The sequence below is a fragment of the Streptomyces sp. NPDC047017 genome, from assembly GCF_040644175.1.
Lineage (GTDB): Bacteria > Actinomycetota > Actinomycetes > Streptomycetales > Streptomycetaceae > Streptomyces.
On the sequence record NZ_JBEYVW010000011.1, the window covers coordinates 36,410 to 51,367 of the forward strand.

General features: G+C 71.0%; 13 protein-coding genes. 2 read left to right on the forward strand and 11 right to left on the reverse strand.

What is annotated here, in order from left to right:
• Positions 1–16: 16 nt before the first annotated feature.
• Both ABZ858_RS19645 and ABZ858_RS19650 read left to right on the forward strand, forming a co-directional pair.
• The gene (locus ABZ858_RS19645) at positions 17–3,184 is read left to right on the forward strand and encodes an amino acid adenylation domain-containing protein (RefSeq protein ID WP_361379676.1); all 3,168 of its coding nucleotides are present in this window, start codon (positions 17–19) and stop codon (positions 3,182–3,184) included.
• A gap of 44 nt (positions 3,185–3,228) precedes the next feature.
• Complete coding sequence (locus ABZ858_RS19650) at positions 3,229–3,894, forward strand: hypothetical protein (RefSeq protein ID WP_361379679.1); 666 nt, start codon at positions 3,229–3,231, stop codon at positions 3,892–3,894.
• 89 nt (positions 3,895–3,983) lie between these two features.
• Here the strand turns inward: ABZ858_RS19650 and ABZ858_RS19655 are convergent, their stop codons facing one another.
• The 11 genes from ABZ858_RS19655 to ABZ858_RS19705 form a co-directional block, all read right to left on the reverse strand.
• The gene (locus ABZ858_RS19655) at positions 3,984–4,367 is read right to left on the reverse strand and encodes a LuxR C-terminal-related transcriptional regulator (protein ID WP_361379682.1); all 384 of its coding nucleotides are present in this window, start codon (positions 4,365–4,367) and stop codon (positions 3,984–3,986) included.
• Positions 4,368–4,763: 396 nt separating this feature from the next.
• Positions 4,764–6,401 (reverse strand): MFS transporter, encoded by a 1,638-nt coding sequence (locus ABZ858_RS19660; RefSeq protein ID WP_361379685.1) that lies wholly within the window; start codon positions 6,399–6,401, stop codon positions 4,764–4,766.
• Between the two features lie 174 nt (positions 6,402–6,575).
• Positions 6,576–7,487, reverse strand: a complete 912-nt coding sequence (gene aepX / locus ABZ858_RS19665) for a phosphoenolpyruvate mutase (protein ID WP_361379688.1) — start codon at positions 7,485–7,487, stop codon at positions 6,576–6,578.
• Entirely contained in the window at positions 7,484–8,656 is a 1,173-nt protein-coding gene (gene aepY / locus ABZ858_RS19670) for a phosphonopyruvate decarboxylase (RefSeq protein WP_361379691.1), read from the reverse strand. The genes aepX and aepY overlap by 4 nt, the downstream gene beginning before the upstream one ends.
• A 2-nt stretch (positions 8,657–8,658) precedes the next feature.
• Entirely contained in the window at positions 8,659–9,498 is an 840-nt protein-coding gene (locus tag ABZ858_RS19675) for a TauD/TfdA family dioxygenase (protein WP_361379694.1), read from the reverse strand.
• On the reverse strand, positions 9,495–10,559 hold the full coding sequence (locus ABZ858_RS19680) for a polyprenyl synthetase family protein (RefSeq protein WP_361379697.1): 1,065 nt from the start codon (positions 10,557–10,559) through the stop codon (positions 9,495–9,497). The genes ABZ858_RS19675 and ABZ858_RS19680 overlap by 4 nt, the downstream gene beginning before the upstream one ends.
• A complete protein-coding gene (locus ABZ858_RS19685; protein ID WP_361379700.1) occupies positions 10,556–11,446 on the reverse strand; it encodes a methyltransferase domain-containing protein in 891 nt (296 codons plus the stop codon). Before ABZ858_RS19685 ends, ABZ858_RS19680 begins: the two co-directional genes overlap by 4 nt.
• Before the next feature lie 47 nt (positions 11,447–11,493).
• Positions 11,494–12,870: a cytochrome P450 gene (locus ABZ858_RS19690; protein ID WP_361379703.1), complete on the reverse strand. Its 1,377-nt coding sequence runs from the start codon at positions 12,868–12,870 to the stop codon at positions 11,494–11,496.
• On the reverse strand, positions 12,867–13,871 hold the full coding sequence (locus tag ABZ858_RS19695; protein ID WP_361379706.1) for a polyprenyl synthetase family protein: 1,005 nt from the start codon (positions 13,869–13,871) through the stop codon (positions 12,867–12,869). The genes ABZ858_RS19690 and ABZ858_RS19695 overlap by 4 nt, the downstream gene beginning before the upstream one ends.
• Positions 13,868–14,101, reverse strand: a complete 234-nt coding sequence (locus ABZ858_RS19700; RefSeq protein WP_361379709.1) for a hypothetical protein — start codon at positions 14,099–14,101, stop codon at positions 13,868–13,870. The genes ABZ858_RS19695 and ABZ858_RS19700 overlap by 4 nt, the downstream gene beginning before the upstream one ends.
• A gap of 46 nt (positions 14,102–14,147) precedes the next feature.
• Positions 14,148–14,546 carry a hypothetical protein gene (locus ABZ858_RS19705; RefSeq protein WP_361379712.1) on the reverse strand — a complete coding sequence of 133 codons (399 nt, stop codon included), beginning with the start codon at positions 14,544–14,546 and terminating at the stop codon, positions 14,148–14,150.
• Positions 14,547–14,958 lie beyond the last annotated feature (412 nt).

Sequence of the window (14,958 nt, forward strand, 5' to 3'; positions counted from 1 at the left end):
CGAAAGGCTTTCCGCTGTGCCCAGTGACAGGCGACCCCACGGCCCGGTGCCCGACCGCGTGCGGCGGTGGAACACCACGGCCACCGACTATCCGCGGGACGCACTCCTTGCGGCGCTCTTCGCCGAGCAGGCCGAACGCACCCCCGACGCCCCCGCCGTCCTGTGGGACGGCGGACGGTGGAACTACCGCGAGCTGCGGGAACGCGTGCGCCGGACCGCGGCCCATCTGCGGTCCCGTGGCGTCCGCGACGGCGATCCGGTCGCGTCGCTCCTGGAACGCTCGCCGGACGCCGTCGTGGCGGCGCTGGGCATCCTCGAAGCCGGCGGTGTGTACATGCCGCTGGACCCCGCCCACCCCGCGGCACGCCTGGCCGGGATGCTGGAGGCTGCCGGGACCGGGCACGTGATCGCGGCGCCCGGGACCGTCCTGCCCGACACCGTCACCGCCTCGCGGGTCACCACGGACGACGCGGCCGCCCATCCACTGCCGCCGCGCGCGACCCGGTGGGCCGAAGACCGCCGGGCGGCCGACGCCGCCTACGTCATCCACACCTCGGGCTCGACGGGCACACCCAAGGGTGTGCTCTGCACCCACCGCGGCCTGGTGCGGCTGGCCGCCGCCGACCATCCCGCGATCCCCCGGCGCGGAGAGCGGCTGCTGGCGACGAGCAACCCGACGTTCGACCTCTCCTGCTACGAGTTCTTCTGCACCCTGCTCAACGGCGCCTGCCTGGTCCTGCCCGAGCCCCGGGCCCTGCTCGACAGCGCGGCACTGGGCCGGCTGCTGCGCGAGCGGGACATCGCGGTGGCCTGGCTGAGTTCCGGCCTGTTCCACCAGCACGCGCAGAACGACCCCGGCATGTTCGCGGGCCTGCGCTGCCTCATGGCCGGCGGGGACACGCTCAGTCCCTCGGCGGTGCGGGCGGTGCTCCACCACGGTGGTCCCGGCAGCCTGGTCAACGGGTACGGCCCGTCGGAGTCCGGCGTGATCTGCGTCAGCCACGTCGTGGCGGAGCTGCCGCCCGATGCGGAGCTGGTGCCCATCGGACGCCCGTTGCCCGACACCACCGCCTACGTCGTGCGGCGGGACGGGCGCCTGGCGGCCGCCGGCGAGGAGGGCGAGCTGTGGCTCGGCGGCGACGGCGTGGCGCTGGGCTACCTCGGCGCACCGGAGAAGACGGCCGAGCGGTTCCTGCCCGATCCGTTCGGGGACGCGCCCGACGGGAGGCTCTACGGCACCGGGGACATCGCGCGCTGGCGCCCGGACGGGGTCCTGGAGTTCCTCGGCCGGCGGGACCGCCAGGTGAAGCTGCGCGGCTTCCGGGTCGAACTGGAGGAGATAGAGGCCGTGCTGAGCGACCACCCCGAGGTCCGGGAGGCGGCGGTCGACGTGCTGGGCGAGGGCGCCGGCGAGCAGCTCGGAGCCGCCGTGGCCTGCGCCCCGTCGACAGATGTCCCGGCTCTCGTCGAGGAACTCCATGAGCTGGCCCGGGACCGGCTGCCCCAGTACATGGTGCCCGCCCGGATCGTCGCCACGGGCGAGCTGCCGTTGACCGCGAGCGGCAAGGTGGACCGGGACCGCCTGCTGGAACTCGCGGCGGAGCGGGGCCCGGCCGACGCCGGTGCGGGGAAGGAGCCGGCCGGCGCCGAGGGGGAGCCGACCGGCCCCGAGGAGGAGGCGGTCGCCCGGATCTGGCGCGACCGGCTCGGGGTGGACTCGGTGGGCCCGGACGACGACTTCTTCGCCCTGGGCGGCACCTCACTGCTGGCGACCCAGGTCGCCGCGGCGGCCCGGCAGCACTTCGGTGTCGGCGCCGAGCACAGCGGGGAGCTGGTCGGCAGTCTGCTGGACAACCCCTCACTCGCCGTCTTCGCCCGCCGCGCCCGCGAGCTGGCCGAGCACGGAGGAGATGCCGCCGGGGCGGACGACCGGCCCGACTTCGCGGTGGAGGAACGCCTGGACCCCGCCCTCGGATTCACCGCCCCGAAGGACCCCCGGGAAGGGCCGGACAGCGTCCTGCTGACCGGCGGCACCGGCTTCCTCGGGGTGTACCTGATCGACCGGCTCGTCCGCAGCGGGGCGGTCGACCGGGTCCACTGCCTGGTCCGGGCGCGGGACGGCGCAGAGGGCGCGCGCCGGATCGCCGCCCGGATGCGCCGTTACGGCCTGGACCCCGCGGTCTGCGAGGGCCGCGTCGTGCCTGTTCCCGGCGAGCTGGCCGAACCGCGGCTGGGACTGGGCGACGCGGACTGGGAGGAGCTGGCCCGCGCCTGCGGTGTGATCGTCCACTGCGGGGCGCGGGTCAACTTCGTCTACCCCTACCGCGCGTTGGCCCCGGTCAACGTGGACGGCACCCGCACGGTCCTGGAGCTGGCGGGCACCGGCCGGCGCAAGACCGTCCACCATGTGTCGACCATGGGCGTCCTCGCGGGCTTCGGCGCCGCCGGGGTGCGGCAGGTCACCGAGGACACTCCCCTCGCTCACCCCGACCGGCTCTCGCAGGGCTATCTGGAGACCAAGTGGGTGGCGGAGCGCCTGATGACGCAGGCGGCCGAGCGGGGACTGCCCGTGGCGATCCACCGCCCCTCCGAGATCACCGGCACGACCGACCGGGGCATCTGGAACACCGACACCATGATGTGCGCGCTGTTCCGCACGATCGCCGAGAGCGGCCTGGCCCCCGACGTCCCGCTCCCCCTGGACTTCGTGCCGGTCGACTACACCGCCGACGTCATCACCCGCGTCCTCCGCCACGAGAAACCCGACGGCCGGGTCTACCACATCACCAACCCACGTGCCGCACGGCTGGAGTTGCTCGTCGACCGGCTGCGGGCGCGGGACTACCGGGTCGAGCCGGTTCCGTACGACGCCTGGGTGGCCGCGGTCTCCGAACGGACCGCCGCCGACCCCGGGCATCCGATGGCCCCGTACATCGGCCTGTTCACCGAGCCGGCCCGCGGCGCCGGGATGTCGGTCGAGGAGCTGCACTTCGCCGGGACATTCCCCCGGTTCGACCGGGCCAACACCGAGCGCGCGACGGCCGGGAGCGCACTGGAGTGCCCACCGGTCGACGCGAGGCTGATCGACGGCAGCCTCCGCCATCTCCGGGACGTCGGCTACCTGCCGCCGCCCCGGGCACAGACCCCGCCGGACCGGCCGGACGCGCACCACCGGACCACGTGACGGCGGCCGCAGAACGGAAGAGAACGGAAGCGAGAGGAGACGCCATGAACGCACGACAGAACGCCGAGGTCAAGCGGGCGGTCGCGGAGATCGAACGGCTGCGGTTCGTCCACCCCGTGGGCAACCGCCTCGTGGAGGCCGTCGACCGGGGCGGAGACGTCACCGGGTACCTGCGGCGGCTGACCGCCATAGAAGCTCAGTCCCACGGCGCGGAACTCGCCGCCTACGGCACCCTGCTGTCCCGCTTCCCCGGGCACCGCGCCGCCGAACTCTGGCTCAGCGTCATCAGCCTCGTCCACGGCGCGACGCCCAAGCTGCACGAGGTGGCGCGGTCCCTGGGGATGACGGACGCCGACCTGACGCGCCGGCCCGCCGAGCGCGGTGCCCACGCCTTCAGCGGGGCCCTGGCCTGGGTGGCACTGACGGGCAGCCAGGCAGCCGCCGCGCTCTGCCTGCACACCGACATGACGGTGTACTTCGCCGGTGGCACGGCCGTGGCCCACAGTGTCCGCGAGACCGGTTCCGTGGTTCCGGACGAGTTCCTCTCCTACTACGACGACCCGGGCGACGACGCGCTGCGCGAACTCGCCCTGGAAGTAGCCCAGGAGGGCCTGGACCGCGGCGACGACCCCGACGAGGCCGTCTTCCACTCCCGGTGCATCGAGGAGGCGATCGGCGACATCTGGACCACCGCGGCGTTCCTCTCCTGACCCGCGGTTCCGGCACCGCCTGGGAACTGCCGTCCCCGGCCGGCCTGCTGCCGGGGACGGCATCGCCTCCCTCGCCAACGAGCCGGCCGTCACCGTCGGCTGGGCCCGCCCTGGAGGTCATCGAGTGCCGCCTCACTGGCGGCCGGCGGTGTGGGGTCCACCGGGTTCCGGTCGGCCCAGCCCACCAGTTTCAGGATCGCCTCCGAGCGACTGTGCACCTGTAATTTCCGGTAGGCGGACTGCAGGTGGTTCTTGACCGTGCGCTCGGAGAGACCCATCCTCTTCGCGATGATCCGGTTGGAGGCGCCGGTGACGAGCAATCCGACCGCTTGCCTCTCCCGGGCGGTGAGCTGCCGTACCAACACCCATGCGTCGTCGTGCCGCTTCGTGGACTGCGCCGCCGGAGAGGGAATGTGCGGGAGACTCCCGTAATCTCCGCGTCCGCCATCGCATTTCTCTTCGATCCTGCTCAAAGTGTCGGAGATCTCCCGGAGGGTAGATCGCAGGTCGCACTTCAGGCAACATTCGGAGCACACTTGCGCATGCTCTCCGCCCGCTTCGCAGACGTGTGGCATGAGGGGAGATCAACTTCTTTCGGCGGAGATCATACGAGGGTGGCGCAGTGGCGAGGCCTCTCGGTGCTCGTACCTCGTGATACCCCTTGCCGCCCCGGCCAAGCAACACACGGGCGGGCCCGTGAACAAATTGCCCGGAACCTTACCCGCGGTCAGCAAGAATCACGCGAACATCGCTGACCATGTCAGGTGATGGGCCGGGCGATCAGCCGGAAGGCTTTCGACGAATCGGACCTCGCGCCGTCCACCGTCAGGGCCTGTGAGCGGTCGCCCTGCGCACCGGGCGCGGCGGTGTCACCCGCCCGTCGGCGCCGGCGCGAGGTCCTCACGTTCCTCGGTGCCCGGCTGTAGGGGGCGCCGCCCCGGCATGACCGCGCACACGAAGACGGCGGTGAGGAGTACGACCACCGACGCGGTGAGCCAGGTGGTGCGCATGGCGTGGGTGAAGCCGTCGTACGCCGCCCGGGCGATGGGGTACGAGATCGCGCCGTGGCCGTGCGCCGCCAGGTCCTGGGCGACCTGGAGCGTCGCCGCGACGGACCCGCGGGCCCGCTGGGCCAGGTCGGCGTCCAGGCCGCCGAGCGCCGGATCGAGCCGGGCGCGGTAGGCGGCGTTGAGCACGGAGCCGAGCACGGCGGCCCCGAGCGAGCCGCCGACCTGGCGGAAGGTGTTGTTCACCGCCGAGGCCGCGCCCGACTCGTCGGCCGGCAGTGCGGAGACCACCGTCGCGGTCGAGGGCGGATGCACGAAGGCGGTCCCGGTGCCGAACACGAACAGACAGGTCTCGAACAGCCAGATCGGGGTGGACCGGCCCACTGTCGCCAGCCCCAGCAGCCCGGCCGCCATGGTCGCCAGGCCGAAGGTGCACACGGCGCGCACGCCGAATCTGGTGACGAGCTTCGGTGCCCGTGGCGCGAAGATGATCAGCGAGGCGGCGAGCGGCAGCACGCACACCCCGGTGACCAGGGGGCCGTAGCCCCGCACGCTCTGCAGGTAGAAGGTGATCACGAAGGTGCCGCCGACCAGCGCGAAGTAGAGCACGGCGAGTGAGGTCGCCGCCGCCGCGAAGCCGCGCTCGCGGAAGTAGCGGAGGTCCAGGGCCGGCTGGGCGACGCGCCGCTCCCACAGGACGAAGGCGACGAGCAGCACCAGTCCCGCGGCGAGCGGCAGTCCGGCGTCGCGGCCGGTCCAGTCGTTCAGCTCGCCGGCCCGGATCACTCCGTAGACCACGCCGAGCAGGCCGAGGCCCGACAGCGCGATGCCGGTCAGGTCCATGCGGCGGGCCTGGGCCCCGCCGGACCGATGGGTGTCCGGAACGGCCCGGACCATCGCGGCCAGGGCCACGACCACGACCGGCACGTTGATGAGGAACACCGATCCCCACCAGAAGCGCTGGAGCAGCGCGCCGCCGATGATCGGCCCGAGGGCGACGGCCACGCCGACCACGGCGGTCCAGATGCCCAGGGCCTTGGTGCGCTTCTCGCCGGGGAAGACGGCGGAGATGATGGCCAGGGTCGCGGGCATGATGAGCGATCCGGCCACGCCCATGACCGCGCGCAGGCAGGTCAGCTGGTCCGGTGTCCGCGCGTAGGCCGACAGGGCGGAGGAGACCCCGAACAGGGCGACGCCCGCGATGAGCAGCTTCTTGTGGCCGATCCGGTCGCCGAGCAGGCCGGAGACCAGCAGCAGGCCCGCGTAGGCGAGCGTGTAGGCGTCGACGGCCCACTGGAGTTGGCTGTGGTCGGCGCCGAGGCCGACGGGCGCCGGCTCGGCGAGGGTCTTCAGCGCCACGTTGAGGATGGAGTTGTCCATCGAGACCAGCAGCACGGCGGCCAGCACGACGACGAGGACCACGGTGTGGCGGGGCTCGCGGCCGATGTCCTCTTGCGTCCGGAAGGGCTGGTCGGCCGCGGCGGGGACTGGTGTGCTCAAAGTCCTGTGTCCTCTCGGGGACATCGATGCCCGATGGGGGGCCGGGTGGGGGGTCTCCGGCCGTGATCCGGGCTCAAAGATCTCAGATCGCGATGGGTCTGTACGGGCGAAACGCGGGGCCGCGGGCCGACGGCCATCGGTGGACAGCCGTGCTGTCCGGTGTGCTCGCGCCGCTCAGGGCCTCGGGGCGTTCCGCTGGGGCAGCCAGCGTTGTTCCGCCTCCGCGAGTTCGTCCTCCCCTTGCAGTGCGAAGACCTCGGCCAACGACGCTACCGTGTCCTCGACGTTCCGCAGATGCTGTTCGGCGAAGATCTTCGCGGCGGTCAGCTGCATGGCCCGCAGCGCGGAGCGCATGAGGTGGTTGGCCCAGATGACGGTGGAGATCCCCTCCTCGGCGAAGACCTCGGTGGGCGTCCGGTAGTACGTCGTGGGCACGATGACGACCGGGAGGCGGTCGCCCCACTCCGCCATGAAGGACTGGATCTCGTTCGCGTCGGACCGGGCCGAGTGGATCAGGATCGCGTCGGCGCCGGCGCACCGGTACGCCTCGGCCCGGCGCAGTGCCTCGGCGAGGCCCTGGCCCGCGATGAGCGCCTCGGTCCGGGCCACGACGACGAAGTCCGGGTCGCGTTGTGATGCCTTCGCGGCCTGGATCTTTCCCGCGAACTCCGCCGCGTCCGCGAGCGGTTGGGTGCCGCCGCGGACGAAACTGTTCGACTTCGGGAACAGCTTGTCCTCGATGCACACTCCGGCGATCCCGCGCTGTTCGAGCTTGTGCACGAGCCGCCGCACCGAATTGAAATTGCCGTAGCCCGTGTCGCCGTCGAGCAGGATCGGAATCCTGGTCGCGTCGCTCATGAACTCGGCGACCTCCAGGACCTGGGTCCAACTCGCCTCGTTGCTGTCGCGTACTCCCAGCGCCGCCGCGATCGACAGACCGCTGGCCCAGATGCCCTCGAACCCGGCCTGCTCGACGAGCTTGGCCGACAGGCCGTTGTGGGCCTCCATCAGGAAGCTCAGCTCCGAGCGCTGCAACAGGTGCCTGAGCATGGCTGTCCTGGTCGACGTCCGGCTGGTGGCGGTCATGAGGCCGGTACCGTCGTGGCGGGCGAGCCGAGCAGGGCGCGCAGCCGCGTGGCGATGTCCGGAAGGGCCAGCTGGACCCGGGGCGCGGGCACCGGATCGGTCGTGACCTTGACTTCGAGCAGCCGGGGCCCTGGCTGCGCCATCAGCTTGTCGTACGCCGGCTGGAGTTCCGCCGGTGAGGCGCAGTACGCCGTCGCGGCGTAACCGAGCAGTTCGGCGGTGGCGGCGAACGGCACGGAGCCCTGGATGGGCTGGCCGCCGGTGGAGTCGTAGCAGCCGTTGTTGAAGATGACGTGGAGGAAGTCCGGCGTCGACGCCGCCACGCTGACCAGGGTGCCGAACCGCATCAGGGAGGCTCCGTCGCCGTCGAACACCGCCACCGGCCGCGGGCCCGACCGGGCGATGCCGAGGCCGACCGCCGCGGCGCACCCCATGGAGCCGCTGAGGTAGAGGTGGGTCGGGCGGTCCCCGGTGGCGAACAGCTCACGGCTGGTCAGCCCGGTCGTCGTGACGACCACCTGCTCGTTGGGCATCCGCTCGCGCAGCCACCTGATCGCTTCCGCCCTGCTCAGCGTTTCGCCGGCCGGGGTCGCCTGGTCCGGCACCCGCTGTTCGGGCGGCACGGTCGCCGCCCCTTCCCGGAAGGCGCCCTTCCTGACCAGCAGGCAGTACGGCCGGCGCGAGGCGTCCATGGTCCGCTCGGCCTCCTCGATCGCACGGGCGAACCCGGCGGGGTCGGTCGGCAGCCACGCGTGGGCGATCCCGACGTCGGTCAGGATGCGGGACGTCGTGCGTCCCATCACGTCGTGATGGGGTTCGTCCCGCGTCCCCGGCTCGCCGCGGACCGACACCAGCAGGAGCACCGGTACGCCGTAGGGCAGGCACAGGGAAGCGAGCGGGTTGAGGGCGTCCCCGAGACCGGAGTTCTGCATGGCGATCACCACGCGCCGGCCGGCGAACCAGGCGCCCGCGGCGACCGACACCGCCTCGCCCTCGCAGGTCGCCGGGAAGTAGACGACATCCGGCCGTCGTGCGGCGCGCTCCAGCAGCGGTTTGAGGTAGCTGCACGGTACCGCGGCCATCTCGTGGTAGCCGCGGGCCGAGAGGGTGTCGAGGACCAGGTCGGGTTCCAGGGCCGAGGTGTTCCCGGGCACGGAAGTGGCGTTCACGGTCACCTCACCTGGATCCGGCGCATCAGCCGGCGTGACCCGTCCGGGATCGCGTCGCGGCGATGCATCATGACGCGGTTGTCCCAGACCACCAGGTCGCCCGGCTGCCAGCGGTGCGGCCAGGACAGCGCGGGGTCCTCGCAGTACCCCCACAACTCGTCCAGCAGTGCCTCGGACTCGGCCAGCGGCAGTCCTGGCACGTAGGAGTTCAGGCGTCGTCCCAGGTACAGGGCTTTTCGCCCGCTCTCGGGCCGGACGCGTACGAACGGGTGGACGGCGCCCGAGGAGGTGGTGATGTCGAGGACCGGGTCGCGGCCGTACCGCAGGTCGCCCGCCGCCGTGCGGCTGTCGTCGTGCTTGCAGGACAGTGCCGCCGTCCGCTCGCGCAGTGCGGCGGGCAGGCGGTCGAAGACAGCCGACATGTCGAGGAACCAGGTGTCGCCGTGTGCCTCGGGCGTCTCGATGGCGTGCAGCGCGCTGGCGAGCGCGGGCTCGGAGACGTAGCACATGTCGGTGTGCCACCCGAGTTCGCCGCCGCCCAGATGACCGACGCGCCGGCCGTCCTCGACGATGTTCGAGATGATCATGACCTCGGGCGGCAGCCCGGTGGTGTCGACGATGTCCTCCTGGGTGGGTACCGGTACCGGAGTGCCGAACAGCGCGCCGAACTCGACGAGGTCCGCGGGTGTCAGTTCGCACTGGTGGAACACCAGGACCGGATGGCGCAGCCATGCCTCCTTGATCCGGGGGGCGAGTTCGGGCAGCCGTGCCGACGTGAGCGGTGGCAGGGTCGCGAACGGCGGCGCGGCCGGCTCGGTTCCGTCGGCCGGTGAGTGCGTCATGTGGTCAGTCCTCCTTGCGACAGGGCAGGAGAGGAGCCGGCGAGCCCGCCGAACAGGCTCTCGGTCAGCTCGATGAGTTCGGAGACGGCGAAGCGGGCCAGCGGCGGCCGGCGCAGAAGCTCGACGGCCTGGGCGGACAGGCGTGCGACTTCCCGCAGGGTGGCGGTCGCGGCGTCGGCTTCGTCCAGCAGTTCCATGATCGCCGCGATCTCGGTGTCACCCGGCTCGGGGCCGGTGAGCAGGGCCTGCAGGCGGCTGCGCCCGGCGGGCGCGGACCGCTGGTGGCCGACGACGATCGGGTACGTCTTCTTGTGCCGGCGGAGGTCGCTGCGCAGTGGCTTGCCGTTGCGTTCCTCGCTGCCCCAGAGCCCGCGGAAGTCGTCGATGACCGAGAACGCCGTGGCCACCAGCGCGCCGAACTCACGGAAGGCGAGGCGGACCTCGCGATCGGGGGTACTGACGGCCGCCGCGAGTTCGACCCCGCATCTGATCAGGCAGGAGCGGCCGAGAGCCACCTCTCTGACCTGGTCGAGCGTCATGTCGAGCCGCTTCTCCCAGTCCAGGTCGATGTGCTGGGAGTCGGCCATCTCCAGGCACGAGTCCAGCAGCGTCCTCGACAGGTCCCGCGCCTGGACGTCGGGCCAGGTCCCGTCCAGGTAGTCCTGCAGCGCGTCGAGTCCGACGACGTAGATACCGGCCGCCGCCGTCATCGCGTGCCCGGTGCCGTAGCTGACCCAGAGCGCCGGGCGATTCCGGCGCGTGCGGTCGCGGTCCATGATGTCGTCGAGAATGATGCTGAAGTCGTGCACGAGCTGCACCGCGATCGCCGCCGGTATCGCCCTGCGGTGGTCACCGACGATCGCCCGCGCGGTCAGCAGTGCCAGCAGCGGCCGCACCCGTTTGCCCCGGGCGTTCGCCGTCGCCGGCTCACCGTCGTCCCACGAGCGCCAGGCCATGTGGTCGCTGACCATCCGGCGGAACGTCTCGGACCGCGGCTGCTCGCGATGCAGGAACGCGAACAGCTCCTGGTCGAACTGGCCGAGTAACGCGTCGGGGGTCACGGCCCGACCCGTTCCGCGGCGACCATGAGGTACGCGATCGTGGAGGCCTTGTACCCGTCGATGAACAGCTTCTCGATCGTGTCGCTGTGCTCGCTGCGCCGGCGCAGCTCCCAGTACGGCAGCGCGTCGTCGTCCATCTGGGCGACGTGGTAGGGCACGAATCCCGAGTCCAGCAGTGCGCGCAGGTAGGCCCCGCGGGTGTGCATGGTGCAGGCGTAGTGGCGGTCGATCGCGGAGATGACCTCGCCCGCCGAACCGCTCTCGTCGACCGCCCACGTCGCGAAGACATAGCGTCCGCCCGGCTTGACGATCCGGGCGAACTCCCGGAAGAGCGCGGTGAGGTCGCTGACGTACATGGTGACCTCGTTGGTCAGGGCGGCGTCGACGGACGCGGCCGGCAGACCGGTGCGCAGCATGTTCATGAAGTGGAAGCGGACCTTGGCGTCGCAGCCCCGCTCGCGGGCGCTGCGCTCGGCGAACTCCCGCTGGTACCGGGAGATCGTGGCGCCGTCGACGAAGCAGCCCAGGCGGTCGTGGGCCATGAAGGCCGTGCCGCCCCGGCCCGAGCCGCCGTCGAAGACGCGGTGTTCGGGCCCCAGGTCGCCGAGCAGGTCGAGCAGCCGCTCGGTCTGCGCGTTCTCCAGTTCGTGCAGCCGGCGCTGCACCTCGGACTCGCTCTGCAGCGCGCCGGGCGACCGGTCGAAGTCCCCGATCCCGAAGTGGTGGTGGACGAGGTTCGTCTCCTTGCCGAGCAGCAGGTTGAAATCGTCCTGCTTCTCGTCGTACATCCGGGCGACTTCCCGCTCGTACGCGGTGTCGATGACTGCCCGGCCGCCTGCCGATTCGCTCAGCTCCGACGCGGGCGAGTCCAGCGAGACCTTTCTCATATCTGTACCTCGTCACGATGAGTAGCGGTGAGGGTTGCGGTGGTTGCTCAGCGAGGTGCGATGGCGAGAACGAGTGGTTCGGCGCGCCGCAGGAAGGACACGGGCTGCAGTTTCGCGGGAGCGGTGTCGGTGAGCGTGAACCGGAAGCGCCGCAGCAGGGTCGCCACGACCAGCTTCAGCTCCATCATCGCCACACCGCGGCCGATGCAGACCCGCGGCCCGTATCCGAACGGCAGGAACGCGGCCTTGTGCGCCTCACCGTGGGTGCTGTCCCGGAAGCGGCCGGGATCGAACCGGTCCGGCTCGTTCCAGTGGGCCGGGTCGCGGTGCAGCGCGTACGGCGACACCAGCAGGACCGCGTTGCGGCGCAGCCGGTGGCCCCCCAGGGTGAAGGTCCGCCGCACCCGTCTGCTCAGCAGCCAGCCGGGCGGGAAGAGCCGCATCGCCTCCAGGATCGTGTCCTCCACGTATTCCAGCGCGTGCAGGTCGTCGTACACGAGTGGGCGGTCGGACGGCAGGGAGTCGAGTTCGGCCTCCACCCGGGCCGCGATCTCGGGGTGGCGGCCGAGGAGGTCGAACAGCCAGGTCGCCGCGGTCGTGGTCGTCAGCCAGCCGGCGACGAAGGTCGTCTTCACCTCGGCGAGCAGTTCGTCGTCGGTCCAGCCGGCGCCTGTCTCCTCGTCGCGGCACTCCATCAGCATCTTGAGCAGGCCGGCCCGCTCCGGGGGCTTGGCGCGGTAGTCCTCGATGATCTCGGCGATGCTGGCGTTCAGCCGGGCGACTCCCTCGTCGAACATCCGGTTCGCCGGGGTCGGGAACCAGCGCGGCAGGCCGGCCAGGGCCCAGCGCCGACGCTGGCGGTACTCCAGCCCGTAGTCGAAGGCCCGGGTCAGCTGCTCGGCGGTCTCCGGGACCGCCACGCCGAACATCATCCGTACGATCATGCGCTGGAGGAGGTCCAGCATCGCGGCGCTGCAGTCGACCGATCCGCGGGCGTCGGCGATCGGTTCGAAGCGCGCGACGGTCAGCGCGATCTCGCCCGCCGCGGAGTCGAACAGCTCGGGCAGGTTCGAGGTCCTGAACGCGGGCTGCAACTCGTCGCGCCGTTTGCGCCAGGCTTCGTCCTGCATCGTGAACACCGACTCGCCGAACAGGGCGCCCAGGACGTCGCTGGTGCGGGTCATGCCGACGTCCGCGCGCGGCGCGGTCATCACCGACCGCACCAGATCCGGGTCGTTGACCTGGTAGAACGACCTTCTGCCGAGCCGTCCCAACCGCACGACCGGGCCCTGGCGGCTGGCTTCGCCCAGGTAGGCGATCGGGTCCTTCCGCATCCGGACGATGCCGCCGAAGTACGGAAGCCCCGGCATGGCCGCCGGACGCGCCCGGCCGGCGGGCGCGGCCGGTGCGGCGGCCTCGGTCACCGGCCGGTCTCCGCCGTCCGGCGGAAGTAGGCGTCCGCCCAGCGCTCCAGGGGGCCGGTGAGCTTGGGCGCCACCTCGGCCAGCGCGCCCACGGCCCGGGAGATCCGGTCCCGGATCAGGAATTCGAGGAAGGCGCGGGCCTGGATGTCGTCGAGGATCTCCCGCGTTCTGGCCACGTCCCGCTCGGCGGCCGCGGTGTGCAGCAGGTCGACCAGCTCGTCGCGGCCAGGGTGGTCGAGCGCGAGGGCGTAGGCGAGGGGGGAGGTCACCTTGATGGGGTCCTTCTCCAGGTCGTCACCCCCGCCCCACACTCCCCCGGCGTCGTCGAGCACCTGCACCGCGAATCCGATGTGGTGGCCGAAGATGGCGAGGGCGTCGACCGCCTCGTCCGGCGCCTCCATCGTCAGGGCCGCGCAGCGCAGCAGGCACTCGTAGATCACCGACGACTTCCAGCCGACGAGCTGTTCGTAGAACAACGCGACACGGGTGGCGGTCTGTACCGGGTAGGGCGGCCTGGAACGCAGTTCGGAATAGCCCACGACGTCGAGGTACTCGCCGATCGACGCCGTCAGGCACGCCGAGCCCAGCTCGACGGTCGCCCGGGACACCGCGTGGACCGTCCGGGCGTCGGCCTGCGGGTCGAGTGCCTGCAAGGGGGCGCGCAGGACCTGGTCCTTCAGTGCCAGTACCAGCTCGATGGCTCCGGCACCGCCGAGTTCGCGCCAGTGGTCCGACATCGGATCGCGGTCCACCAGCTGATCGATCGGCGCCGAGAGGTGCACCATCGTGAACCAGCCGCTCAGGACCCGCGCGGAGGCGTCGGAGGGCCGGTGGCCGAACTCGGTGGCGAGCAGGCTCAGCAACGGCTCCCACAGGCGGGTGCGCTTGCGTAAGGACCGGACGAACTCGGCCTTGATGGCGGGATGGCCGTCGAACGCCGGGTAGGAAGCGGCGTGTTCGGCCAGGTTCCATAGGGCGTCATCGCGGACGGGAGCGTTCATCGGCGTCCGACCTCCTCCGGGATCTCGAAGTCGACCATGTCGGTGTCGGTCATCGGGAGCCGCAGCATGCGCTCGTCCTCCGGGCTGGCGAGCAGCGCCGCGAGGACTTCCTCGATCCGCGTGCGCTCGGCCGCCGGGACCGTGTCGGGCAGTCCCGGCGGGCTGCCGGGTTCGGACGAGACGGCCGCCTGGAACAGCCTTGCCAGGTCTACGAGATTGATCGCGTTCACGGCAACAGTCACCTCAGTCATTCCGTTGTGGCGCAAGCCCGCTGACCTAGAACTCGGAGGTCTTCACCACCGTGGGGGCGATGACACGGCCCTCCTCCATGGATTTCTCCATGGCGGCCTGGATGTAGTGGGCGTTGATCCGCGAGATCGCGCTCTTGGCGAGATCGGGGCTCCTGACGACGGAGTTCGCCGCGGTGATCGCGAGTTCGGCCACGGCGGGCCCGCAGTCCGCGAGCAGGTTGCCGCGACGGAAGGTGTTGCCGGCGATGACCGAGGCCGCCGCGTGGATGCTCAGATAGGTGAAGGCGGTGATCAGCTCGGGGAACTCGGCCTGGGCCTTGTGGAGATCCTCGATCAGTGACTTTCCGTCGAGGGAGATCACGGAGGCCATGAAGGTCTCGTAGTCGGTGTGCTTCGCGCCGGAATTCTGGACACTGTCGGCCATACGTCACCTTTCATTGGGTATCGAGGGAACGCCGAAGGAACCCCACTGCGGAACTCCGCGAATATACGCCGGCTCTCGCGCTCGATTCATTCGACTCGTCAGAACGACTGAAATAATCGAACAGGTGCGAACAGATCGGAAGGATTCAGCCGGGTGACAAGGTTGTCAGGCCCGGTGCCCATCGAGACAGGGAAGAAGTAGGAGATTAAAACGCCAGGCCATAGGGTGCGTCGCGGCAATCTTGATCGGAACCTTGCGCGCAGGACAAGTACGCATATGCGCCACTCCTTGATCTCGCGGCCATCGAACGTGCGCGAGCCATTGCCCATTCTCGCCATCGCAGAGCCATAGAGCCTGAAACGCGTCAAAAGATCTCTACGATGTCCGAAAACAGTTCACCGATGTCTCGATG

Coding starts and splice junctions, on each gene's coding strand:
- ABZ858_RS19650 (WP_361379679.1), top strand. CDS start 3,229: ATGAACGCACGACAGAACGCCGAGGTCAAGCGGGCGGTCGCGGAGATC.
- aepX (WP_361379688.1), bottom strand. CDS start 7,487: ATGACCGCCACCAGCCGGACGTCGACCAGGACAGCCATGCTCAGGCAC.
- ABZ858_RS19675 (WP_361379694.1), bottom strand. CDS start 9,498: ATGACGCACTCACCGGCCGACGGAACCGAGCCGGCCGCGCCGCCGTTC.
- ABZ858_RS19685 (WP_361379700.1), bottom strand. CDS start 11,446: ATGAGAAAGGTCTCGCTGGACTCGCCCGCGTCGGAGCTGAGCGAATCG.
- ABZ858_RS19695 (WP_361379706.1), bottom strand. CDS start 13,871: ATGAACGCTCCCGTCCGCGATGACGCCCTATGGAACCTGGCCGAACAC.
- ABZ858_RS19705 (WP_361379712.1), bottom strand. CDS start 14,546: ATGGCCGACAGTGTCCAGAATTCCGGCGCGAAGCACACCGACTACGAG.